This window comes from Acinetobacter tandoii (assembly GCF_008867985.1).
GTDB classification, from domain to species: domain Bacteria; phylum Pseudomonadota; class Gammaproteobacteria; order Pseudomonadales; family Moraxellaceae; genus Acinetobacter; species Acinetobacter tandoii.
Genome location: NZ_VXLD01000006.1, coordinates 172,051 through 194,848, shown reverse-complemented (window position 1 = coordinate 194,848; position 22,798 = coordinate 172,051). Strand labels below are relative to the sequence as shown.

General features: G+C 40.9%; 25 protein-coding genes. 4 read left to right on the top strand and 21 right to left on the bottom strand.

Annotated elements, in window-relative coordinates; translation table 11 throughout:
- Positions 1-46: 46 nt before the first annotated feature.
- The 3 genes from F4W09_RS11100 to rpmI form a co-directional block, all read right to left on the bottom strand.
- The gene (locus tag F4W09_RS11100; RefSeq protein WP_016166123.1) at positions 47-259 is read right to left on the bottom strand and encodes a hypothetical protein; all 213 of its coding nucleotides are present in this window, start codon (positions 257-259) and stop codon (positions 47-49) included.
- A 150-nt stretch (positions 260-409) separates the two neighbouring features.
- Complete coding sequence (gene rplT, locus F4W09_RS11095; RefSeq protein ID WP_004675688.1) at positions 410-769, bottom strand: 50S ribosomal protein L20; 360 nt, start codon at positions 767-769, stop codon at positions 410-412.
- Between the two features lie 12 nt (positions 770-781).
- On the bottom strand, positions 782-976 hold the full coding sequence (gene rpmI / locus F4W09_RS11090; RefSeq protein WP_001096359.1) for a 50S ribosomal protein L35: 195 nt from the start codon (positions 974-976) through the stop codon (positions 782-784).
- Positions 977-1,212: 236 nt separating this feature from the next.
- Here rpmI and F4W09_RS11085 point away from each other — a divergent pair, with 236 nt between their 5' ends.
- Both F4W09_RS11085 and F4W09_RS11080 read left to right on the top strand, forming a co-directional pair.
- Complete coding sequence (locus F4W09_RS11085; RefSeq protein WP_151504839.1) at positions 1,213-2,466, top strand: MFS transporter; 1,254 nt, start codon at positions 1,213-1,215, stop codon at positions 2,464-2,466.
- Between the two features lie 105 nt (positions 2,467-2,571).
- Positions 2,572-3,309 (top strand): TonB family protein, encoded by a 738-nt coding sequence (locus F4W09_RS11080; protein ID WP_151504838.1) that lies wholly within the window; start codon positions 2,572-2,574, stop codon positions 3,307-3,309.
- A gap of 63 nt (positions 3,310-3,372) precedes the next feature.
- Here the strand turns inward: F4W09_RS11080 and F4W09_RS11075 are convergent, their stop codons facing one another.
- Together F4W09_RS11075 and F4W09_RS11070 are read right to left on the bottom strand one after the other, a co-directional pair.
- Entirely contained in the window at positions 3,373-3,801 is a 429-nt protein-coding gene (locus tag F4W09_RS11075) for a YqaA family protein (protein ID WP_151504837.1), read from the bottom strand.
- Between the two features lie 4 nt (positions 3,802-3,805).
- Entirely contained in the window at positions 3,806-4,099 is a 294-nt protein-coding gene (locus F4W09_RS11070) for a hypothetical protein (protein ID WP_026441025.1), read from the bottom strand.
- Between the two features lie 102 nt (positions 4,100-4,201).
- Here F4W09_RS11070 and F4W09_RS11065 point away from each other — a divergent pair, with 102 nt between their 5' ends.
- Entirely contained in the window at positions 4,202-4,429 is a 228-nt protein-coding gene (locus F4W09_RS11065) for a hypothetical protein (protein WP_151504836.1), read from the top strand.
- A 377-nt stretch (positions 4,430-4,806) separates the two neighbouring features.
- On the opposite strand, the gene F4W09_RS11060 is transcribed toward F4W09_RS11065, so the two are convergent.
- The 3 genes from F4W09_RS11060 to thrS all read right to left on the bottom strand — a co-directional run bounded on the left by F4W09_RS11060 (position 4,807) and on the right by thrS (position 8,267).
- On the bottom strand, positions 4,807-5,424 hold the full coding sequence (locus F4W09_RS11060) for a glutathione S-transferase N-terminal domain-containing protein (protein WP_151504835.1): 618 nt from the start codon (positions 5,422-5,424) through the stop codon (positions 4,807-4,809).
- 363 nt (positions 5,425-5,787) lie between these two features.
- Positions 5,788-6,339 carry a translation initiation factor IF-3 gene (infC, locus tag F4W09_RS11055; RefSeq protein WP_081401218.1) on the bottom strand — a complete coding sequence of 184 codons (552 nt, stop codon included), beginning with the start codon at positions 6,337-6,339 and terminating at the stop codon, positions 5,788-5,790.
- 5 nt (positions 6,340-6,344) lie between these two features.
- A complete protein-coding gene (gene thrS, locus F4W09_RS11050) occupies positions 6,345-8,267 on the bottom strand; it encodes a threonine--tRNA ligase (RefSeq protein WP_151504834.1) in 1,923 nt (640 codons plus the stop codon).
- 489 nt (positions 8,268-8,756) lie between these two features.
- On the opposite strand from thrS, the gene F4W09_RS11045 reads away from it, so the two are divergent.
- Complete coding sequence (locus tag F4W09_RS11045) at positions 8,757-10,400, top strand: acyl-CoA synthetase (RefSeq protein ID WP_016166134.1); 1,644 nt, start codon at positions 8,757-8,759, stop codon at positions 10,398-10,400.
- 73 nt (positions 10,401-10,473) lie between these two features.
- Here the strand turns inward: F4W09_RS11045 and yjgA are convergent, their stop codons facing one another.
- The 13 genes from yjgA to cysM all read right to left on the bottom strand — a co-directional run bounded on the left by yjgA (position 10,474) and on the right by cysM (position 22,687).
- Positions 10,474-11,007, bottom strand: a complete 534-nt coding sequence (gene yjgA, locus F4W09_RS11040) for a ribosome biogenesis factor YjgA (protein WP_044738963.1) — start codon at positions 11,005-11,007, stop codon at positions 10,474-10,476.
- A gap of 2 nt (positions 11,008-11,009) precedes the next feature.
- Positions 11,010-11,279: an HPr family phosphocarrier protein gene (locus tag F4W09_RS11035; protein WP_016166136.1), complete on the bottom strand. Its 270-nt coding sequence runs from the start codon at positions 11,277-11,279 to the stop codon at positions 11,010-11,012.
- Complete coding sequence (gene rapZ / locus F4W09_RS11030; RefSeq protein ID WP_016166137.1) at positions 11,276-12,127, bottom strand: RNase adapter RapZ; 852 nt, start codon at positions 12,125-12,127, stop codon at positions 11,276-11,278. Before rapZ ends, F4W09_RS11035 begins: the two co-directional genes overlap by 4 nt.
- A gap of 21 nt (positions 12,128-12,148) precedes the next feature.
- A complete protein-coding gene (panC, locus tag F4W09_RS11025; protein ID WP_104441475.1) occupies positions 12,149-12,997 on the bottom strand; it encodes a pantoate--beta-alanine ligase in 849 nt (282 codons plus the stop codon).
- A gap of 1 nt (position 12,998) precedes the next feature.
- Positions 12,999-13,808, bottom strand: coding sequence for a 3-methyl-2-oxobutanoate hydroxymethyltransferase (panB, locus tag F4W09_RS11020; RefSeq protein ID WP_016166139.1), 810 nt, complete (start codon positions 13,806-13,808; stop codon positions 12,999-13,001).
- Between the two features lie 42 nt (positions 13,809-13,850).
- Positions 13,851-14,339: a 2-amino-4-hydroxy-6-hydroxymethyldihydropteridine diphosphokinase gene (folK, locus tag F4W09_RS11015; RefSeq protein ID WP_151504833.1), complete on the bottom strand. Its 489-nt coding sequence runs from the start codon at positions 14,337-14,339 to the stop codon at positions 13,851-13,853.
- On the bottom strand, positions 14,336-15,784 hold the full coding sequence (pcnB, locus tag F4W09_RS11010) for a polynucleotide adenylyltransferase PcnB (protein ID WP_151504832.1): 1,449 nt from the start codon (positions 15,782-15,784) through the stop codon (positions 14,336-14,338). The genes folK and pcnB overlap by 4 nt, the downstream gene beginning before the upstream one ends.
- 133 nt (positions 15,785-15,917) lie before the next feature.
- A complete protein-coding gene (locus F4W09_RS11005; RefSeq protein ID WP_151504831.1) occupies positions 15,918-16,316 on the bottom strand; it encodes a ComEA family DNA-binding protein in 399 nt (132 codons plus the stop codon).
- Between the two features lie 30 nt (positions 16,317-16,346).
- Positions 16,347-17,102 carry a nucleoside triphosphate pyrophosphohydrolase gene (gene mazG, locus F4W09_RS11000; protein ID WP_151504830.1) on the bottom strand — a complete coding sequence of 252 codons (756 nt, stop codon included), beginning with the start codon at positions 17,100-17,102 and terminating at the stop codon, positions 16,347-16,349.
- Between the two features lie 76 nt (positions 17,103-17,178).
- Positions 17,179-19,485, bottom strand: a complete 2,307-nt coding sequence (locus F4W09_RS10995) for a RelA/SpoT family protein (protein ID WP_044738971.1) — start codon at positions 19,483-19,485, stop codon at positions 17,179-17,181.
- A gap of 29 nt (positions 19,486-19,514) precedes the next feature.
- Positions 19,515-20,906, bottom strand: coding sequence for a 23S rRNA (uracil(1939)-C(5))-methyltransferase RlmD (gene rlmD, locus F4W09_RS10990; RefSeq protein WP_151504829.1), 1,392 nt, complete (start codon positions 20,904-20,906; stop codon positions 19,515-19,517).
- Positions 20,907-20,912: 6 nt separating this feature from the next.
- Positions 20,913-21,731 carry a 3'-5' exonuclease gene (locus tag F4W09_RS10985; protein ID WP_104441474.1) on the bottom strand — a complete coding sequence of 273 codons (819 nt, stop codon included), beginning with the start codon at positions 21,729-21,731 and terminating at the stop codon, positions 20,913-20,915.
- Between the two features lie 26 nt (positions 21,732-21,757).
- Complete coding sequence (gene cysM / locus F4W09_RS10980) at positions 21,758-22,687, bottom strand: cysteine synthase CysM (protein WP_151504828.1); 930 nt, start codon at positions 22,685-22,687, stop codon at positions 21,758-21,760.
- Between the last annotated feature and the right edge of the window lie 111 nt (positions 22,688-22,798).

The following is a 22,798-nucleotide window of genomic DNA, read 5'->3' as shown; positions in this document are numbered from 1 at the left end:
CCTATTTTTCTAAAAATTTATTAAAGTACAGTAAAAACAAATTAGATCAGGAGGTAATCAACAAATTAAAGGGGCGTATCTCAATACGCACTTTATGCTCATCGGCATGCTGATTGATATAATGCTGTACCGCGACCACCTCTCCTTCTAACTGTGCATCCGGTCCATACATAATTTTGACAGATTCACCAATTCTTGGAATCATTTCTAGCTTTACAGTGATCCGCGCCTGATCCACACCAACAATTTCTGCAAGCATCGCCCTATTCCTTTTTATAATGACTTGTTTTTATTAGGCAACTAAGTCCTGTTCATTTAAAGACAAATTATGTAACACTTGTCCTTTCTATAGAAATTACACAATAAAAAAGACCGCATAAAGCGGTCTTTTTAAATCATCGGAAGATGATTAAGCAGCTAATGCGCCTTTAGCTTTTTCAGCTAAAGCAGCAAATGCAACTGCATCATGCATAGCGATGTCAGCAAGTACGCGACGGTCGATGATCACTTGAGCTTTTTTCAAGCCATCGATCATGCGGCTGTAAGACAAACCGTTTAGACGAGCACCAGCATTGATACGCGCAATCCATAGAGCACGGAATTGACGTTTCTTCTGACGACGGTCACGGTAAGCGTATTGACCCGCTTTGATTACTGCTTGGAACGCTACGCGATAAACGCGTGAACGAGCACCGTAGTAACCTTTAGCACGAGCAAGAATTTTTTTATGACGGCGATGAGCCTGTACACCACGTTTTACACGAGCCATTTATAAATCTCCTTAGATGTATGGGCACATACGGCGAACTGAAGCAACGTCACTTACGTGAACCATTACACAGCCGCGTAATTGACGAATACGCTTAGCAGATTTTTTGGTCAAAATGTGGCGTTTGAACGCTTGTTTACGCTTGAAACCGTTTGCAGTCGCTTTGAAACGTTTAGCTGCACCACGGCGAGTTTTTAACTTAGCCATAACAACCTCTTTAAACACCTGTTCGGCACGTATGCACCATTGCAAAACGACCTGCAGGTAAGGAAGGCGCTATTCTAAATCATCTTTGTACAAAACAAAAGCAAAAACCGTATTAATTAGGGAATAAATCCATTCTCAGAATTGAATACTTGTTTAGTCTTAAATATGACAATTATTTAGTTTAACCATAAAAAATTACCTCTATAATAATCATATGACGATAAAATCCAAATATTATGAAGCCAACACCTGATGCTTTTGCTGCATTACGCTATCGCGATTTCTCAATTGTAACCTTAAATCAATTTTGCCTAACCCTCGCCATTCTGATTCAAGAAATTATCGTGGCATATTCACTCTATAAAATTACCAAAGATCCGCTAACGCTTGGTTTAATTGGACTCGCCGAAGCCATTCCCTTTATTGCTCTTTCGCTATGGGGTGGTTATTTTGCTGATCGTTTTAACAAACAAAACATCATGAAAATCTGCCTGTTCTTCGCAGTACCACTGCCCCTCGTTTTATGGGGCTTATTTCATGCTTTTGGCTTAGGGTATCTTGGTGTAACAAGCTTATCTTGGGGCATTTATGCTGTTATTTTTGCTTTAGGTACCATTCGTGGATTTTACAACCCATCTGCCACTTCATTAAAACCCTTTTTAATTCCACGTGAATTGTATGCCAATGGTGCTACATGGACCACCATTGGCTGGCAAAGTGGTGTAATTTTAGGTCCAATGCTGGGTGGTTTTATGTTGGCATTTCTTGGTCGAGAAATCAGTTTACTCAGCGTTGCTGTATTGCTGAGCCTCTGTTTTATCCTGATTAACCTATTACAAAAACGCAGCTTTCCCAGTATTGAAACTGAAAATCTATGGGCCAGCTTAGGCGATGGATTCCGTTTTATCCGGAAAACCAAAATTGTCTTATGGGCGATTTCACTTGATCTCGTCTCTGTTTTATTTGGTGGTGTAATTGCCCTCCTCCCTATTTTCGCTGAAGATATCTTAAAAATAGGTCCTGAAGGCTTGGGCTATTTACGCGCAGCTCCATCAATTGGCGCACTGATCACCATGATTGCCCTGACCCGATTTCCACCGACACGTCATGCTTGGCGCAATATGCTACTGGCTGTGGCTGGATTTGGGCTTTTCACACTCGTCTTTGCCTTTTCCAATCATGTCTGGCTTTCCTTATTTGCTTTAGCCATGACGGGGGCCTGTGACAGCATTTCCGTAGTCGTTCGACAAACCATTTTGCAAATTTACCCACCAGAAAATATGCGTGGGCGTGTGGCAGCGGTAAACGGTATGTTTGTGTCCAGTAGCAATGAATTAGGTGCTTTCGAATCTGGGCTTGCAGCCAAATATATGGGCACCATTATGGCAACAGTGTTTGGCGGATGTATGACCATGCTTGTGGTGGGACTGAGTTGGTTAAAAACTTCCGATTTATTTGGTGTAGATATTACCCAAGGAAAAGACCAATAAAACATGAATTTAGACTTGCCAGTATTTTCAAATCAGGAAATACTGGGCGATAATTCAGCCACCATTATGCATGAGCATTCTTGAACGAATGTCCTATCTAACCTTATGAAACAACTGCTTTGTTTTTCCCTGATTCTCAGTTTCCCTTTTGTACAGAGCCACAGTGCAGAAACATCCAAAACTTCACAGTTGGTAGTACAAAAAACTACTGCACTACCCGCTCATTTAACCACACGTATTCAATGGACGACTTTCCCACAGCCACAATATAACAATGATGATTTAAAAGGGCAGAATCGTGCGGCAATCTTACGTATTTATGCTGATGAAACAGGAAAAATTACCCAAGCCAGTGTTCAAGAAAGTACAGGTTTAAAAAACTTAGACGAAATTTTAGTTCAAGCTGTACGTCAGGCACATGTTCAACCTTACAAAATTGAAGATACCGTGCTGCCAATTATTGGTTATCAAACCTTTAGTTTAAATCTGGAACACGATCAATCAGACTGTAACTACAGCTTTAATTCGAAAAATTGGATGGCGCAACAACAGCAACAAAAAGTTAAATTTGCCTACAAAAATCAACCCCAACTTGAACTGAGTCGTGATGAGCTTAATCAACATGACCGTAAAATAAAGTTTAGCTTTAAAGTAGATAAACACGGTACAGTCAAGAAAGTGAAAATCAATCAAGGTTCTGGTGTTTATGCAATTGACCAAAATATTGTACAAGCAGTTTCCAAAAGCCAGATTACAGTGAAGCGTACTGCTAGCACCTTATGGCTCTATAAAAAATCGAGCTTTAAGGATGAAATTCAATTCAAACTCAATCAATGCTCATAAGTAAGCTCTAGGGAGGATGTGTTTTCCTCCCTATCTTTTTAATAGCTAAAACAGCTTTTCCAGTTAAAACCATCCAACAAAAACAAGGTAAAGTACAAAATATCGGCCTGTTTTTGCTACACACACCATCAACAAAAACCGTAGAAAATTTTCTTTGAGCAGCCCCGCAATCAGAGTAATGGGATCTCCAATAATTGGCATCCAGCTCAACAATAACGACCAAAAACCATATTTCTGATAAATTTTTTGTGCTTGCAGCATTTTCTGCTCAGAGACGGGAAACCATTTTTTATGCTTATAGTGTTCAATCTTAAAGCCCAAATACCAATTGACACATGAGCCTAAAATATTACCGATACTGGCTACCGCTATGAGTAATCCCGCAGAATAACTTCCATTTGCCAACAATCCCAATAACACCGCCTCAGACTGCAAAGGCAGTAAAGTGGCTGCACCAAAGGCCGAAAGAAATAAAAGCCCTAAAGTCCACATAATGTTATGAAGATAGACCCAGCTTTTTCTTTGTCACTAAGTATTCATAACCTGACCAAATAAATGAGAACACCAATAATAAACTACGCGCCACAGTATATTTATTTGCAATCGGCTCAATGGCAGTCCGCAATATGGCTTGATCCCGAGTATTGAGCAACTCAACAATTTTTTGAACATGCACTGCTTCTGCGACGAATAGCATACAACACCCTGCAATTCCGACAATAATACTGATATAAATTTTAGGATTTGCTTCAATAATTCGAGTTAAATTTAAAAAAAATGCTTTCATCACAACCTACTGATTTTCAGGTTTGAAAATCACAAAAAAATGCTGGGTAAGAAACAGATATTAACATACTGAGGGACTCAACCTGAGAAAGGATACCGCCTATCAATGATGCGAACACAAATACAGGAAGAACACATGGATGAATGGAACAAATATCAGGACGAAATGAAATTAAAACACCCTGAAATTTTTGAAAATGCTTCAAAAATCCAATCGTTTTATCCAGAAACAGATCGAGGAGCAACTTTAATTGCTGCCGCTATACTCGAAGAGCAGTTAACGCAAATTCTGTATTCATTCTTAAGTGATTCAAAATCTGCAAAAAACTTTTAGATGGATTCAATGCTCCCATAGGTCAATTTTCGTCAAAAATCCATTTATGTCACGCATTAGGATTAATTGAGGAGAATGAATACTAACAACTTGAAGGCTTAAGAAAGATTAGAAATAAGTTTGCACATAGTTTCGAGAATATCAATTTCAATACACAGCAAATTAAGGATCTAATTCATGGCAATCTTAAGAAAATCAGACATCTAAGTATCAATATACGTGCACTATTTTATAACTGGTTCATCACTCTAAATGGCGATTTACTTTATCGTGCAAAAGAAGTATTAACAGAGAAACGTAAATCCAAAATATATAAATTTAAGCCTGTTAGGAATATAACTGGAGGTAGATAGCTTTTAAACTATCTACCCAAAACTTTAAACTTTAATTGCTAAAGCCTTCTGAACGGCTGGACGTGCGGTCAAACGCTCGACATATTCCTTAACATAAGGATAATCTTCTAATTGAATCTGCTGCCACTCGTAGCGCAAAATCCACGGTAATATTGCCATGTCTGCAATCGAATATTCTCCAGCTACATATTTTTGACCAATCAACTGCTTATTCAATACGCCGTATAAACGTTTAGTTTCATTCACGTAACGTTCTGTCGCATAGGGAATTCGTTCAGGTGCAAAGCGACTAAAATGATGATTTTGCCCTAACATTGGCCCTAAACCGCCCATCTGCCACATTAACCACTGTTCAACTTCCACTCGCTCTTGTTCATCTGTTGGATAATACAAGCCTGTTTTTCGACCTAAATATTGCAAGATCGCGCCTGATTCAAATACCGATATCGGCTCACCTTTCGGTCCATTTTGATCAACAATGGCAGGAATTTTATTATTAGGCGAGATACGTAAAAAATCAGGCTGAAATTGATCATTTTCTAAAATATTGACTGGGAAGATTTGATATTCCAAGCCCATTTCTTCTAAAGCAATCGTAATTTTATGACCGTTGGGCGTGCCCCAATAATACAAGTCGATCATTGTTATTTCCTTTGTTTATTCACTTCTTTGGGATACACCATAGCATAATTAGACATGATTATTTTGATGTAATTTTATAAACTGTTTAACACTTATTCATATAAAAATACGCTACACAAATGCATAAAACCATGAATATTCCCAATCTAATCAAGCTATAAGAGCCACTTTGTACAACACAAACCGAGCATATTCTTAGTCTAAAACAAGCTCAGTTCAATAATATTCAGATTCATCTGGAAATAGATGGTTTATGTGTGTTTCAGGCAAGATTATAAGCTCTCCTCCACCGTTAGAACCAAACCAATCTTCAGGCAATAAAAAAGCACTGCATAGGCAGTGCTTTTTAAGATCAAAGGATCATTACTTTTTCTTTTTAGGACCAAGTAACATACCCATTTGACGACCTTCCATTTTTGGTGCTTGCTCTACAATACCAACTTCAGCCACATCTGCTTCAATTTTTTGTAATTGAGCCAAACCTAACTGTTGGTGAGCCATTTCACGACCACGGAAGCGTAATGTGATTTTTACCTTATTGCCTTCTTCAAGGAACTTGATAATTGCACGTAATTTTACGTTGTAATCACCAACATCAGTACCTGGGCGGAGTTTGATTTCTTTCACCTGTACTTGATGCTGTTTTTTCTTCGCTTCTTTCTGCTTTTGCTTCAGATCAAACAAATGCTTATTGAAGTCCATGATTTTACAAACTGGTGGTTCAGCATTTGCTACGATCTCAACAAGATCAAGCTCAACACTTTCAGCAGCGCGTAATGCATCTGCCAAGCTAACAATACCTTTTTGCTCACCATTTTCGTCTACAAGACGAACTTCTTTCGCACGAATTTCATCATTCAAAGCAGGACGGTTTGATTTGTTACCGCCCTGTTGATTACGGTCAGGCTGTTTAATCGCTGTTACTCCACAATGTACCGGCCGCGTTCGGCAACGGCTGCTTTTACTAAGTCAACGAAAGCGTCGATTGACATAGTACCCAAATTTTTTCCTGAGCGGGTACGGACGTTTACAGTACCTTCCTCTACTTCTCGATCTCCAAGAACCAGTAAGTAAGGAATACGCTCTAATGTACGTTCACGAATCTTAAAGCCGATTTTCTCATTTCTCAAGTCTGAAATCGCACGGAGACCGTTTTCTTTAAGTTTCGCTACTACAGACTCACAAGCTTCCGCTTGAGAATCAGTAATATTCATAACACATGCTTGAATTGGTGTTAACCAAGGTGGCATAAAGCCAGCATAGTGTTCAATAAGTATACCAATAAAACGTTCAAAACTGCCAAGAATTGCACGATGCAACATTACAGGTTGATCACGGTCATTGTCTTCTGTGACATATGACGCGTCTAAACGCTCTGGCAAGTTGAAGTCACATTGAATTGTACCACATTGCCATACACGACCTAAGCAGTCTTTCAACGAGAATTCAATTTTCGGACCGTAGAATGCCCCTTCACCTGGTTGTAAGTCCCAAGCAAGACCTGCCGCATCTAAAGCATCTGCTAAAGATTTTTCCGCCATATCCCAAAGTGCATCATCACCCACACGTTTTTCTGGGCGTGTAGACAACTTCATTTGCACTTCTTCAAAGCCGAAGTCTTTATAAACCTCTAAAGTGAGCTTAATAAAGTCTGCAACCTCTTGCCCAATCTGCTCTTTAGTACAGAAGATATGAGCATCATCTTGGGTAAAACCACGTACACGCATAATGCCATGCAATGAACCTGATGGTTCATTACGGTGACACGAACCAAATTCAGCTAAGCGAATTGGCAAATCACGGTAAGATTTCAAACCTTGGTTAAATACTTGCACATGACAAGGACAGTTCATTGGCTTCACAGCATAGTTGCGACTTTCAGAATGAGTCGTAAACATGTTGTCTGCATAGTTTGCCGCATGACCTGATTTTTCCCACAAAGTGAAATCTACGATTTGTGGTGTTTTAATCTCGAGGTAACCATTGTCTTGCTGAACTTTACGCATGTATTGTTCAAGCACTTGGTAAATAGTCCAACCGTTTGGATGCCAGAACACCATACCCGGTGCTTCTTCTTGCATATGGAACAAGTCTAAAGCTTTACCAATTTTACGATGGTCACGCTTTTCAGCTTCTTCAATACGTTTAATATAAGCAGCAAGCTGTTTCTTGTCTGCCCATGCTGTACCGTAGATACGTTGCAACTGTTCATTTTTCGCATCACCGCGCCAGTAAGCACCAGAGATTTTAGTGAGCTTGAATGATTTTAAGAATTTTGTATTTGGCACGTGCGGACCACGGCACATGTCCAAATAGTCTTGATGGTAGTACAAGCCCATTTGAGTTTCATTCGGCATGTCCGCAATCAAGCGTAATTTGTATTCTTCACCACGTGCAGTGAATTCTGCAATCACTTCATCACGTGGGGTCATTTTTTTGATGACATCATAATCTTGGTCGATGAGCTTTTTCATGCGCTCTTCGATCGCTGCCATGTCATCTAATGTAAATGGACGTGGCATCCAGATGTCATAGTAGAAACCTTCTTCAATGACAGGACCAATCACCATCTTTGCTTCTGGGAAAAGCTGCTTAACTGCGTGACCTACCAAGTGCGCACAAGAGTGACGAATGATTTCAACGCCTTCATCATCTTTTGGTGTAATAATTTGAAGGCTTGCATCCGTGGTGATCAAGTCTGATGCATCGACTAAACGACCATCGACTTTTCCTGCAACAGTATTTTTAGCAAGACCTGGACCAATGCTTAAAGCAACGTCCATTACAGAAACAGCTTGATCAAATTGTTTTTGATCGCCATTTGGCAAAGTAATAATAGGCATAGAAAATCCTTAAGGAGTGATGCCCCGTACAATGGAGCATGTCACCGCGAGATTATGATCGAGGTAAAACCTCAAAAGATAAAAACGGTGGATAAAAACTGCTAAGAATTTTACACGGGTTCAGGGTTGGATAAAACCTTTTCGCTCTATAAATCTTATCCGAATCAGAAAATTGTCATTTTTGATACATTTGAACCCATTGGAATGATTTTTAATCTTGATGTCATGCATGTACATTTTTATCCGCAAGAGTTTTCTATATTGACAAACAAGATTAAAAAATAAACACATATTTAACTTTTTCATATATGATTGAATTTAATCATATTTATGAATTCACATTCACTAAATAGTATTTTTTAATTATTTTTACATAAAATTCATTACCTTATAAATAAACAACCACTCGACTAAAGCATAAATGCATGTCGATTATGAAAGGCTTATCTTTAAATCATCGATGATAATAAATATACATGGAGTTATTAGATGGTCGCTGCCTATGATGAACTACCGCGCACCCCTGCGAATTTTGTTGCATTATCCCCACTGCGCTATTTAGAGCGTGCGGCTTATATTTATCCGCATCAAGATGCAATTATTCATGGCAAGCGACATATTAGTTGGCGAGAAACCTATAATCGTTGCCGTCAGTTTGCACATCAGTTGCAAAAATTAGGGATTGGTAAAAACGATACGGTTTCAGTGTTGTTACCCAATATTCCTGCGATGATTGAAGCTCATTTTGCTGTACCAATGATTGGTGCGGTATTGAATACCCTCAATACCCGTTTAGATGCCAAGACCATTGCGTTCATGCTAGAGCATGCCGAAACTAAAGTCCTCTTGGTTGATCCTGAATTTGCTGTTCTGGCGAAAGAAGCTTTAAGCTTGGTTTCCCATTCAATTTACGTGATTGATGTGGATGATGAAGAATATGAGCAATGCTTTTCTACCCCAATTGGGCAAATTGAATACGAAGATTGGCTAGCAGAAGGCGATGCAGAATTTGAATGGCATTTACCAAATGATGAGTGGGATGCGATTAGCTTAAATTACACCTCAGGTACCACAGGTAATCCTAAAGGCGTGGTTTATCACCATCGCGGAGCATATATTAATGCAGCGAGCAACATTATCGCTTGCGGTATGACACCTCGAGCGACTTATTTATGGACCCTTCCTTTATTCCATTGCAATGGATGGTGTTTTGCTTGGACCATGGCAGCCAATGGTGGTACTAATATTTGTTTGCGCAAGGTAGATTCTGAACTCATTTTTAAACTGATTGCTGAACATCAGGTCGATTATTTCTGTGGTGCTCCAATTGTCTTATCTATGCTGATTAACACCCCAGAACAGAAACAGATTAAATTTGAACATCGCGTTGAAGTCATGGTGGCAGGTGCAGCGCCGCCTGCTGCGATTATTGAAGGGATGCGTAATATTGGCATTAATGTCACCCATGTCTATGGCCTCACGGAAACTTATGGACCTTCAGCACTTTGTGCTTCTCAAGCAGGTTGGAGTGAATTAAGTATTCAAGAACAGGCTCAACTTCACTCGCGTCAAGGGGTTCCTTATCCGCTACAAGATGGTATGAAAGTTCTTGATCCAGAGACCTTAGAACCCGTGCCTAAAGATGGCACAACCATGGGGGAAATCATGTTCCGTGGCAATATTGTCATGAAAGGCTATCTAAAAAACCCAGAAGCTACAGCAGAAGCGTTTAAAGGTGGATGGTTTCATACAGGTGATTTGGCGGTTTGCCAACCTGATGGTTATGCCAAAATTACCGACCGCTCCAAAGATGTCATTATTTCAGGCGGCGAAAATATCTCGTCTTTAGAAGTCGAAGAAGTGCTATATCGACACCCAGCCATTCTTACTGCTGCTGTGGTAGCCAAACCCGATCCACGCTGGCAAGAAGTCCCTTGTGCCTTTATTGAACTTAAAGAAGGGAAATCTGTGACTCCTGAAGAAATCATCAGCTTTTGCCAAGAACATCTAGCACGCTTTAAAGTACCTAAGGATGTCGTGATTACGGAAATTCCAAAAACCTCAACAGGTAAACTACAAAAATTTGTACTGCGGGATTGGGCTAAAGAGCGCTCTATCGGTGAGTTTGGCTAAGCAAGACCTAAACAAAAGCTCTACCCAATAAAAAAGCACTTCATTTGAAGTGCTTTTTTATAACTTACTTAAATCAGTTATCAGACAACAGTGCCACTTGCTGCACATAGTTAAATAACTTCAGTCTTGATTCTGCCAATTCAGCTTCCGTCAAATTTTTAGCCATATCACGGTGAATACGCAAAGCATGTTGACGTAATGTATGACGTTCTGCAGCATTATGAACTTTACAGAATTCATTGATGATCGGATCACCATCTTTAATAATTCGATCTACCCAACGCTGCAACTGTGCAGTTTTCTTTGCACCCTGCTGTGGGGTTAAATACGACAAAATGACGGTCTCGTCTTCATTGCGCAACAACTTACCTACACGCTGAAATTGGCGACGACGTGCTTCATGTGAGGTAATGGTCTGCGCATCCAAAATGGCATCAATTAAACGCTCATCCACAGGAAGTTGCTGGATTTGTTTTGGATTCAGTTGCGCCAACTGCTCACCTAAAGCAGCCATACGCTGAACTGCTTTCTTTTGTTCAGTTTTACTTGCGCGTCCTTCTAAAGTTTCGAAGTCTTCGTCAGTAAAACGGTTCGGTCGACGTGCCACGATTAATCTGCCTCGTAAAATTTTGCTGCAAATAGTGCTTGAACTTCAGACAAGGCTTTTTCCTCATCTGCGCCTTCAATCACTAAACGTAAAGTGGTGCCTTTACCTGCGCCAAGCATCAGTAAAGACATAATGTTCTTTGCATCGACTAATTTATCACCTTTTCCAATTTGAATAGATGATTTGAATTTGGTGGTTACTTCAATGAGTTTGCCAGATGCACGCGCATGTAACCCTAGTTTATTAATTACGTCAACAGTTGTGTCAATCATGACCAGTGCTTCATTTCTCGATGTAGGACTTGAATAGACCAGTTCGCTTCAAGCGCTTTTTTGAGTCTATCCACAATATAAACAGAACGATGCTGTCCACCTGTACAACCAATGGAGATCGTCATATAGTGACGATGCCCTTCAGCAAATGCAGGCAACCACTTGTCCAAAAAATGATAAATGTCTTTAAACATTTCATTGGTCTGTGGACTTTGTTCCAAAAAATTTTGTACTGGCACATCTAAACCAGAATATTTCCGCAACTCTAAATCCCAATGCGGATTTGGTAAATGACGCACATCAAAGACATAGTCAGCATCTAAAGGGATGCCATGTTTATAGCCAAATGACTGCAAAATTACAATTAAGTTATCGGACTGTCCAAGTTTAGACAATAAAGTATGCTTTAAATCATGCACACTTTTATCAGTTGTATCAATATGTACTGTAGAGCGTAATTGTATCGGAAGTAATAAGGTTTTTTCTTCCTGTATACACTCATTCAAACTTTTAAAACGACTCGACAATGGATGCGGGCGACGTGAAGCACTAAATCGTGCGATTAACTCCTGATCCCGCGTGGTCAAATAAATAATATCGACCGCACCATGTCTTAATAATTGTTCAAAAACATGATCAAACTCCTGCAAATCTGCACGCGTACTCCGAACATCCACCCCTAAGGCCAATTGTTCGAGATTATTTTCACGATCCAGTTTTGCCACAATCTCTGGCAGCAATGCCAAAGGCAAATTATCAATGCAGTAATAACCTAAATCTTCCAGTACCTGCAATGCAGATGACTTACCTGAACCAGATTGTCCTGTCACAATCAAAATGCGCTTCATGGCAAAGCTATTCCTTGGTTTCTATGCTGCAGTATGCTTAACCTGCAAATTATCGATGAGTCGGGTTGTGCCCAATTTTGCCGCCACAAACAAAACAATATCTTGATTGAATTGATCAATCACGTGTAATTGTGGTGTACGTGCTTCCACATAGTCAACAACCAGACCTGCTGTTGTCAACGTGGTTTTAATATTCTCTAACACTTCTGTTAAATCAGTGCCTTGCTGCAATTCAGCTTCGGCATGTTTTAAACTTTTGAAAATGCTTGGCGCAACTTTACGTTGTTCTTCACTTAAATAGCCATTGCGAGAACTTAATGCCAAACCGTCTTCAGCACGGGCAATCGGCACGCCAATCACTTCCAGTGGAATATTCAAATCTCGCACCAATTGACGAATAACCGCCAACTGCTGAAAGTCTTTCTGTCCAAAGAAGGCATAATTCGGTTGTACAATATTAAATAATTTGGTCACAACAACGGCCACGCCATCAAAATGACCAGGACGTTGTTTACCACACAAATCATTGGTAATTTCTGAGACACTGATATTAGTTAAACGTGGCTGCTTACCATACATTTGCTCGACTGAAGGTGCAAAAATAATGTCACAACCGACATCTGCCAAAAGCTGACTGTCTTGATCTAAAGTACGCGGGTAATTATCAAAATCTTCATTCGGGCCAAATTGAATCGGATTGACAAAGATACTGACCACAACCACATCACAGAGTTTGCGAGCTTCGCGTACAAGGTTCAAATGTCCTTGGTGTAAATTCCCCATGGTCGGAACAAAGCCGATAATTTTTCGCGCAGTACGAGCGGGTTGCAGTGATGCCGCTAAGCCTTGTATCGTCGTTTCAGTTTTCATATTACAGTTCTACTTGAAAAGTATGTTCTTTTGCTGGGAATGATTGATCGAGCACAGCGGCATGATAAGCCTTAAATGCATCTAAAATTGCAGTTTCCCCGGCTTGCTCTTTCATAAAATTACGCACGAATTTGGCTACGCGTCCAAATGTCAAACCGAGCATATCTTGTACAACTAAAACTTGTCCATCTGTTTCGACGCCTGCACCAATACCAATCACGGGAACATTTGGAAAGCGTGCAGTAACTTCCTGACCCAACTGTGCAGGCACACATTCGAGTAGCAATATCGCAGCACCAGCATCGACAACTGCTTGACAATCTGCAAGCAGCTTATCTGCGGCTTCGCGTGAACGTGCTTGAAGTTTATAACCACCTAAAACATGGACCGATTGAGGGGTCAAGCCCAAATGCACACAGACTGGAATACCATTTCGGGTCAATACTTCTACAGTTTCACTTAACCAAGCACCACCTTCAATTTTGACCATCTGCGCACCCGCTTGCATCACGGTTTTCGCATTCACCAATGCATCATTCAACGTCGCATAAGACATAAATGGTAAGTCAGTCATAATCAACGCATGTTGATTACCACGGCGCACAGCCGCGGTGTGATAAGCCATGTCTTCAACAGTTACTGGTAAAGTTGAATCACGACCTTGTATTGCCATCCCTAAAGAGTCACCAATTAAAATCGTATCGACTTCAGCAAGCTCCATTGCTTTTGCCATGCTCGCATCGTAGCAAGTGAGGCATGAAAACTTACGTCCATCTTGTTTAAATTGTCTTAAGTCACTCAGACTAATCATGAGATGTTCCTCTCTAGAAGTTCCTAGAACATACCTTTGTTATTAAATATTGGCCCAATGCTGATCAGCCACTTCAGTTAATGTTGTGTGCTGTAATAAATCGAGGCGATCTAATCGGTGTCCCTGAATCTGTAAATTTGGATTTAAATCCATTAATGGAATAACCACAAAATCACGTTCTAAAATTCCAACATGTGGGACGGTCAAACGCTCATGTTGAATCTGCTCATCGCCATACAGCAATAAGTCTAGATCTAAAGTCCGCTCCCCCCAACGACGCAGACGGACTCGCCCTGCATCTTGCTCAAATTGCTGCAATTGATCTAGCAAAGCCAAAGCAGCCAAATCCGTTTCCAAACGTGCTACCGCATTAAAGTAATGCGGTTGATCTTGAGGACCCATGGGCGGGCTTTGATACAATTTAGATGTACTCACAGCACCCAATGTTGCTAACTTCTGAACAGCTTCAGTCAAAATTTGGCGTGAATCACCCAAATTACTGCCTAAACCGATATAGCTCACAATCTTCATTGGGTTGGCCCAAATACAACTTGGCTTAAATCACGTTTCACCCGTTTTCTCTTTAAAATAGGATGATCGTGACTCAATTCAGACGTATCTTGAGTTGAGGTTCTAGAAGTGGTTTCTGTAGTTTTGGCTTTTCGGCTTCGACGACTGCGTGGCTCTTGCTCTTGTACCAAAGGTTCAATCTCAATAGCAACCTTAGTTTCAGCAGGTTCTTCTTGTGCTGCCTTACGACGCGTTTTGGCACGTTGACGATTATACTGACCAATCGCACGTTCTTTTTCGTCGCTAGACATCAGTTGATAAGCATCCCACCAACTACCCATAGATTGAGTCGTGTTGTCGCCTGATTTCTCACGCAACAATAAAAAGTCAAAACCTGCACGGAAACGTGCATGGTTAGACAGTGCTTCAATTTGCTGTGGTTTTGGGTTTAACAAACGTGTTTGCATTTCCCACACTTCACGAATGAAAGTTTCAGCAAAACGCGGAATCACGGTACGTGTCGCTTGACGCTTGAGCACATCTAGTCCCGCTTGAGCACGTGCTTCTGCAGGAACTACACCTTTTTGCAAATAAAAATCGCAACGCTCTAAAAAAGGTTTCCATAACAACACCGCATAAAAAAATGCAGGGTTAATGGTTTTGCCAATTTGAATGCGCTGATCAGTATTTTTGGCCGCACGCTCAATAAATGGTGTAATTTCAGGACGAATCTCTGCAAATAGCTGACGCCAAATGCCAAAATCAATCAACATTGGCAATACTTGGTACAAGTGCCCCATGGTAAATAATTTTTGTGATTCATCATAAAGACGATGTGGTGAGACATCACGCAAAAGTTGTGTACGCTCAGGCGTAAAAATCTCTAAAATCTTTGGATCGATACTGAATTTTAATTTTGCTGAGAAACGTAATGCACGCAGCATTCGTACAGGATCTTCCTCAAAACGCAATTGAGGATCACCCAGTAAGCGTAAAGTACGACTTTGAACGTCTTCTACTGCATGACAAAAATCGAGCACAATACCTTTACGTGGTTGATAATAAAGTGCGTTGATTGAAAAATCTCGACGCGAGAAATCTTGCTCTATCGATCCCCAATTATTATCACGCAGAATCATACCCGCAGCAGAAGTCACTGCTTTTTTTGGTGGTGCTCGAAACGTGGCGACTTCGATCAGTTCACGTCCAGAATAGACATGAGCCAATTCAAAACGACGGCCAATAATACGGCAACGACGGCCGAACACTTCTTTAATTTGTGAGGGTGTGGCATTGGTCACGGCATCATAATCCTTCGGATTAAGACCCAACATTAAGTCGCGAACACCGCCCCCTACGATATAAGCTTCGTAGCCCGCTTTGGTTAGGGCATCAATTACATCAAGAATTGAAGCAGGAAGTTGAGCGGTGGATAAACCACATTTTGACGCGCGCAAAGTTTGCAAAAGACGCTGTCTCCTACGCCTGAACGTAAAATATCTAAGATGGTGCTAATCATATCTCTAACACAATCAAAGGGCAATTTGATTATCTCAACGCATTACTGAATATTGCATAGCAATTCTGCAAAACCAAAGGCTAGAGAGTTAATCGATCTTTGTTTTTCTGTAAGAGCTTCGGTCCAATCCCTTTAATCTGCTGTAATTCATCCACAGTTTTGAACTTTCCGTGCTGTTGTCGATATTGTAAAATCGCTTCAGCTTTTTTCTCACCGATACCAGAAAGTTGCTGTAATTGTTCTGATGTTGCACTGTTCAAGCGTATTTTATTGCCTGATACCGTATTTAAACTGGGTTTTGAAAGATAATAGTTTCCATCCGCGCGTGATGAACCAAGCCGAGCATCCTGTGCTTGCTGTTTTGCTTTCCAGTTCAAGTATTCTTGATCAAAGTTTTGTGCATTTACATGATCGAATCCAAAAATCGTCAATGTCAACAACACCACCATTCGCAATAATCGAATAGCGTTAAAATTCATCTGCATAAGTTGCCTGTATTTATTATAAAGTCATATGTTTTTCGCCTGCTCCCATAATCGGTCCATTTCCATCAAGGATAATTGCTCTACGCTTTTGTTTTGCAATTGCGCTTGATTTTCAATGTAAGCAAAGCGTGTTCTAAATTTATCAATCGTTCCCAACAGGGCGATTTCATTATTGACGCCTAGTTTACGTCCAACATTAATCAAAGAAAATAAACAGTCACCCAATTCAGCTTGTATTTCGTTTGAATTTTGTTGCTTGATTGCTTGTTGTAATTCAGCGAGTTCTTCTTCTAATTTGGCATAAGCATCTGCCACATTGGCAAAATCGAAGCCAATCTGCGCCGCATTTTTTTGGATCTGCTCTGCTTGTTGTAAAGTTGGGCCATGCTTAATTTGATCTAAACGAGATTGTGGCTTACCTTGTTTTTCTTGTTGTTTAATTTGCTTCCACAGAGTTGATACTTCTTCTGCGGTCAACTGATTAAACTGTTCAGCCTGAAAAACATGTGGATGACGGCGAATCAGTTTTTCAGTAATCCCCTGCACTACATCCTGAAAATTAAAAGCACCTTGCTCGCTGTACATTTGAGATTGAAACACTACTTGCAGCAACAAATCACCCAGTTCTTCTTTAATATGTTGAATATCACCAGAACGAATTGCAGCCTCAACTTCATAAGCTTCTTCAATCGCATAAGGCGTTAAACTATTAGGCGTTTGCTTTTGATCCCAAGGACATTTTTCACGTAATTCTTGCATGACCGCCAATAGTTGTTCCATTGCTTACTCTCTATTCAACCTTTCTGATGAACCACATATATAAAAAAGCCTGCTCTAGGCAGGCTTTTTTATTTACTTAATTGCCTTGAATTAAGCGACGCGCACTAATAATACCTGGTTGCTGCTCCAATCGTGCCAGCAAACGCGATAATTGTGCCAAACCTTTCACTTCAATCAACAATTTCATATTGGCAATACCATCAGCTTCAGAAATGGTGTTTACCTGACGAATATTGATTTGATCCGAGAAGATCACTTGAGTTAAATCTTTCAACAAACCACGGCGGTCATAAGCTTCCACGACAATCTGTACACTTTGACCGCGTGTAGGCTGCATTTCCCAATCTGCTTCTACAGCACGCTCAGGTTCTTGACCAATCATACGTACGTAGTCAGGACACGCCACTTTATGGATACTGACGCCACGATTCAGAGTGATATAGCCGCCAATCGATTCACCATGGACTGGCTGACAGCATTGTGCAACATGCAATTCCACATTGTCCAAGCCATCAATCAGAATGCCGTGTGCCGACAAGGTATGGCTGGCACGCGGATTCAAAGCAGGCTTGAGCACCAGCTCAGGTTCATCCTGATCCAGATGCATATGACGATTGACCTGATTCATCAAGGCATGCAGGCTAATATCACCACTCACCAAGTTAATCAGGATGTCATCCCCTGTTTTCACATTAAAGTGATTACAGTAGTCACTTAAATCGATACTTTTAGGATGAATCGCCAATCGTGATAATTCTTTGTTCAGAATGTCACGACCAATTTCCAGATTCTTACTGCGATCTTGCTGACGGAACCAATGACGCAATTTATCGCGGGCACGTGCAGTTCGGATATACCCCAAAGAATTCACCAACCAGTCACGGTTAGGTTCACGATCTTTCTTGGTTAAAATCTCAACTTGTTCACCTGTTTTTAAGGTGTAAGTGAGCGGTACGTAACGTTGGTTAACACGTGCGGCATAACACTTATTGCCGACTTCAGTGTGTACATGATAAGCAAAATCCAGCACTGTCGAACCACGTGGCAATTCCTTAATATCACCATCACGACTGAACACGTAAATTTTCTCAAAATCTTCAAATTCTTGAATTTGCTCAAAGTTTTCAGAATCTTCATCTTCTTTATGTGCACTCGCATCATTACGCTCTTGGTAATGCTCCAGCACGGCACGCAAAGAGTGCAAACGATGGTTAAAGGAATGATCGGTAGTTTTTGCGCCTTCTTTATAATTAAAGTGCGAACACACACCCAACTCAGCTTCTTCGTGCATATCACGGGTACGGATTTGTACTTCCAGTGATTTGTTTTCAGCAATCACTGCCGTGTGTAAAGAACGATATCCATTGGCTTTTGGATTGGTAATATAGTCATCAAATTGATGCGGAATATGTCGCCAAATTTGATGCACAATGCCCAACGAGTGATAACATTCAGGCACAGATTTTACCAACACCCGTACAGCGCGAATATCATACAACTGATCAAAGCTTAGGTTCTTACTTTTCATCTTCCGATAAATCGAATAGATGTGTTTCACCCGCCCATTAATTTCAGCTTCAATACCATGATCAGCTAACTCATTTTTGAGTTTATCAATCACAAACTGAATATAGTGTTCTCGTTCTAAACGCTTTTCATTCAGTAAGGAAGCAATTTCTTTATAACGTTCTGGTGCTAAATAACGAAAGGCTAAATCTTCCAGTTCCCACTTTAACTGTGCAATACCCAAACGGTGTGCCAGTGGAGAATAAATGGTCAAAATTTCTCGTGCGACACGTTCCTGACGCTCACGTGAGGATTTTGCCAGTTCACGTAAAGCATAAGTACGTTCTGCCAGTTTAATCAGTACAACACGAACATCTTCAGTGACGGAAATTAACATCTTGTAGATGCCCGTCAAATGTTCACGCTGATCATTATTAAAATGGTCTTCTAAGCGTTTATTTTGTTCAATTAGCTCAGAAAGTTTACCCATGGACAAGGTACCTTTCACCAAGCTATATACCTGCTCACCAAAATGCTGACGGACAAAATCAATGCTCATGAGTCCTTCACGAACACTACGGTACAACATTGCAGCGGATAAGGTATCTTCATCGACGTGTAAATGTGCCAAAATATCGGCCATTTCGATCCCTGTGGAAAAGGTGTTCGATCGATGATTAACTGTGGATTCCAACTCTTTTTGCAGAGTCTCTTTTGCAACTTCTTCGAGTTGTTTGAGCGCTGCCCCGTCTAAAATGCTGCGTACTCGATCTAACCATTCAGCTAAATCAAGTTGAGCTTGTTCGGCATGCTCTACAGTCGCTTCCTCAGACAACTCATTGAGTCGTCCAGGCAATTGCTCACGTACTGTGACCATACCCTTCTCCTACGAAATGATCATTCATATTATAAATCGTTTATCTCTTTTTCTTGCTCAAATAAGGCAATTGATTCGACATGTTCAGTATGCGTAAACATATCCATCACACCCGCCTTTTTTAATCGATAGCCATGTTGTGCCAAAACACCTGCATCCCTTGCCAATGTTGCTGGATTACATGATACATAAACGATTTTTTTTGCATTAAATTTAGGAACATAATGCATTACCTCTTCCGCGCCTGAACGTGGAGGGTCTATCAATAATGCATCAAATCCCTGTTTTGCCCAAGAATGATGCGAAAAATCTTTTGTTAAATCTTGTGAAAAGAATTCAATATTGGTCATGGCATTACGACGTGCGTTGTCCTGACCTCGTTGTACCATTTCATCACTTCCTTCAACCGCAATTACCTGTCCTGTTGGTCCAACACAACGTGCAAGGGGTAAAGAAAAGTTGCCAAGTCCACAAAAGAGATCTAAAACACGATCACCTTGTTGCAGTTGAAGCAATTCACATGCCAGCTTGACCATTTGTGGATTAACAGTTGAGTTCACCTGAGTAAAATCTAGTGGACTAAAGCTAAAATTCACATCAAGGTCAGTTAAAGCATAATGTAAACGCATTTCAGCCTGTGCTTGATCCACACGCTGTAAACTTTCTGGGCCTGCGGGCTGCAAATACAACTGCCATTGTTTCTGTAACGTAAACTGTTTTAATTGGTTGACATCATGGTCCGATAATTTTTCTGTATGGCGGATCAGTAAGGCAATATCCTGATCCCCCATCGCCAATTCTATATGCCCAATCGCGGCTTTAGTAGTTAGACTTTGGAGTAACTGTTTTAAGCGCGTGATTGAACCAAAAGCCTGATCAAGCACTAGACAACGATCAATTGACGTTAATTTATTACTTTGCTTTTCACGAAACCCGACAATCAGTTGATCACGTTGCGGGAAATATCGTACACCGATACGGGCTTTACGGCGGTAATCTTCTCGTAAAGAGCGAATAGGTGCTAACCATTGTTCTGGTTGCAAGCCTGCAAAATGCTGTAAATGTGATTTCAACACATCTTGTTTAAAGCGAATCTGCTCATCTTTTTCAATATGCTGCAAGCTACATCCCCCACAGACATGAAAATGTGGGCAGGCTGGCTTCACTCTTAACGTTGATGGCGTACCCAACACCTCCACACAATCGGCTTCTTCTAAGCGTTTATTACTATGGGTAATTCTGGCGCGTACCGTTTCGCCAGGTAATGCCTGAGCAATAAAGACTTTCTTGCCATGCTTTTCTACAGGGTGTATGGCATCCGTACCATAATGGGCAATCCCTCGTCCCTCATGCGAAAGCGTCTCAACCTGAAAAGTATAAATTGGTTGCTGACTTGGACGGGTATGCTTGCGATGCTTCATGAAAACCTAGTTTAAATGGTGAAAATCGGATGCTGTAAATTCTGTCTGCTGTGACGTTTCTCGCCAAATTTTCAGAAAATCAGTATGTTGTGGATGAGCCTGTAATAACTGAATACTCGCCTGTATCCAAGCTTGATGCTCTTGTAGCTGTAATTGACCTTTCAATAACAACCAACGTAAATAAATCAGCCATGTATTTAATACATCGCCCTCACAATAGCCAGTTAAATCCTGCCATTGTTGTAACCGAACATATTCGGGCACATGATAACCACCATCACCACGCTTTCCAGGAAAGCCAAATAAATGTGCGACATCATCCAGTTTCTGGAAATGGCGCAAATTAAACATCGCCATAACATCCATTAAATCGACATGACGATGATGGTAACGGTTCTGGTAGTTATTATACTTCTTCTGATGATCAATCTCACCCTGATCGAACAAACTTGATGCCGACAAACCATGATACATGGCACGGAACAAAATCACAGGAAGATCAAACTGCGAACCATTCCAACTGACCAAGGTTGGATGCTTCTTATCAAAAATAGAGAGAAACTTCTTTAAAATTTCGGCTTCAGAATACTGTTCTCGACTAAATGAAAACAGTTTCATTGCACCTAATTCATCGATCCATAAACCCGAAATACAGACAATTTCATGTAAAGGTAAACGCTGAAAATCCATGCCTGTTTCTTGACGACGCAGCTTGGTCAGCGCTTGTTCCAAGTCCGCTTCGGGTAAATTCAGACCATAAAGATGTGCGCCTGACTTCAAGTCCGTCATGGTTTCAATATCAAAAACAAGAACAGGTAAGCGCATGTCAACTCTCAATGGTCAATTTAAAATTATTCAGGATCTTGTACCGAGAACAGACCTGTCGATAAATAACGGTCGCCACGATCACAAATAATGCAGACAATCACTGCATCTGGGTTTTCTTCTGCAATACGTAATGATGCCCACACCGCACCACCAGATGATGTACCCGCACTGATGCCTTCTTTTTGTGCCAGTTTACGCATGGTTTTTTCCGCTTCAATTTGCGGAATATCCATAATACGATCAACGCGGCTACGGTCAAAAATAGTCGGTAAATATTCTTGTGGCCAACGACGAATTCCCGCAATGCTCGAACCATCTTCAGGCTGTAAACCCACAATTTGAATCTCAGGATTTTGTTCTTTCAGGTATTTCGACACGCCCATAATGGTGCCTGTCGTACCCATTGAGCTAACAAAATGGGTAATTTTCCCACCGGTTTGCTGCCAGATTTCTGGACCCGTGGTCAGGTAATGTGCTTCCACATTGTCTGGATTACCAAACTGATTCAGCACCAAGCCCTTACCTTCAGCTTGCATTTGTAACGCCAAGTCGCGCGCACCTTCCATCCCTTGCTGCTGAGTCACTTCAATCAACTCTGCACCATAGGCACGCATAGCATCTTTACGTTCTTGACTCATGTTATTAGGCATAATCAATTTCATATGATAGCCACGCATCGCTGCAACCATGGCAAGCGCAATACCGGTATTGCCACTGGTCGCTTCAATCAAGGTATCCCCCGGTCGAATTTGCCCACGCTTTTCTGCCTGCATAATCATGTTATAGGCTGGACGGTCTTTGACTGAACCCGCAGGGTTGTTGCCTTCTAATTTTGCTAAAACCGTGGCTTGCGTGTGACTTGCCAGACGCTGTAAACGCACCAATGGTGTTTTTCCTACATAGTGGTCTAACAAAAATTCATCAGCTTGGAAATCGGGGATTATGTTACTCATTATGTGCACCTTGATCGAGGTGCGGGTATTGTATGAAAAAATAGGGGGGCCTGCACTCATTTCGCAGGGTTTTTCATGAAAGTGATTAAAGCTCAGTCAGTTTCAATTAAA

Coding starts and splice junctions, on each gene's coding strand:
- F4W09_RS11100 (WP_016166123.1), bottom strand. CDS start 259: ATGCTTGCAGAAATTGTTGGTGTGGATCAGGCGCGGATCACTGTAAAG.
- rplT (WP_004675688.1), bottom strand. CDS start 769: ATGGCTCGTGTAAAACGTGGTGTACAGGCTCATCGCCGTCATAAAAAA.
- rpmI (WP_001096359.1), bottom strand. CDS start 976: ATGGCTAAGTTAAAAACTCGCCGTGGTGCAGCTAAACGTTTCAAAGCG.
- F4W09_RS11085 (WP_151504839.1), top strand. CDS start 1,213: ATGAAGCCAACACCTGATGCTTTTGCTGCATTACGCTATCGCGATTTC.
- F4W09_RS11080 (WP_151504838.1), top strand. CDS start 2,572: ATGAAACAACTGCTTTGTTTTTCCCTGATTCTCAGTTTCCCTTTTGTA.
- F4W09_RS11075 (WP_151504837.1), bottom strand. CDS start 3,801: ATGTGGACTTTAGGGCTTTTATTTCTTTCGGCCTTTGGTGCAGCCACT.
- F4W09_RS11065 (WP_151504836.1), top strand. CDS start 4,202: ATGATGCGAACACAAATACAGGAAGAACACATGGATGAATGGAACAAA.
- F4W09_RS11060 (WP_151504835.1), bottom strand. CDS start 5,424: ATGATCGACTTGTATTATTGGGGCACGCCCAACGGTCATAAAATTACG.
- thrS (WP_151504834.1), bottom strand. CDS start 8,267: ATGCCTATTATTACTTTGCCAAATGGCGATCAAAAACAATTTGATCAA.
- F4W09_RS11045 (WP_016166134.1), top strand. CDS start 8,757: ATGGTCGCTGCCTATGATGAACTACCGCGCACCCCTGCGAATTTTGTT.
- F4W09_RS11035 (WP_016166136.1), bottom strand. CDS start 11,279: ATGATTGACACAACTGTTGACGTAATTAATAAACTAGGGTTACATGCG.
- rapZ (WP_016166137.1), bottom strand. CDS start 12,127: ATGAAGCGCATTTTGATTGTGACAGGACAATCTGGTTCAGGTAAGTCA.
- panC (WP_104441475.1), bottom strand. CDS start 12,997: ATGAAAACTGAAACGACGATACAAGGCTTAGCGGCATCACTGCAACCC.
- panB (WP_016166139.1), bottom strand. CDS start 13,808: ATGATTAGTCTGAGTGACTTAAGACAATTTAAACAAGATGGACGTAAG.
- folK (WP_151504833.1), bottom strand. CDS start 14,339: ATGAAGATTGTGAGCTATATCGGTTTAGGCAGTAATTTGGGTGATTCA.
- F4W09_RS11005 (WP_151504831.1), bottom strand. CDS start 16,316: ATGAATTTTAACGCTATTCGATTATTGCGAATGGTGGTGTTGTTGACA.
- mazG (WP_151504830.1), bottom strand. CDS start 17,102: ATGGAACAACTATTGGCGGTCATGCAAGAATTACGTGAAAAATGTCCT.
- F4W09_RS10995 (WP_044738971.1), bottom strand. CDS start 19,485: ATGGTCACAGTACGTGAGCAATTGCCTGGACGACTCAATGAGTTGTCT.
- rlmD (WP_151504829.1), bottom strand. CDS start 20,906: ATGAAGCATCGCAAGCATACCCGTCCAAGTCAGCAACCAATTTATACT.
- F4W09_RS10985 (WP_104441474.1), bottom strand. CDS start 21,731: ATGCGCTTACCTGTTCTTGTTTTTGATATTGAAACCATGACGGACTTG.
- cysM (WP_151504828.1), bottom strand. CDS start 22,687: ATGAGTAACATAATCCCCGATTTCCAAGCTGATGAATTTTTGTTAGAC.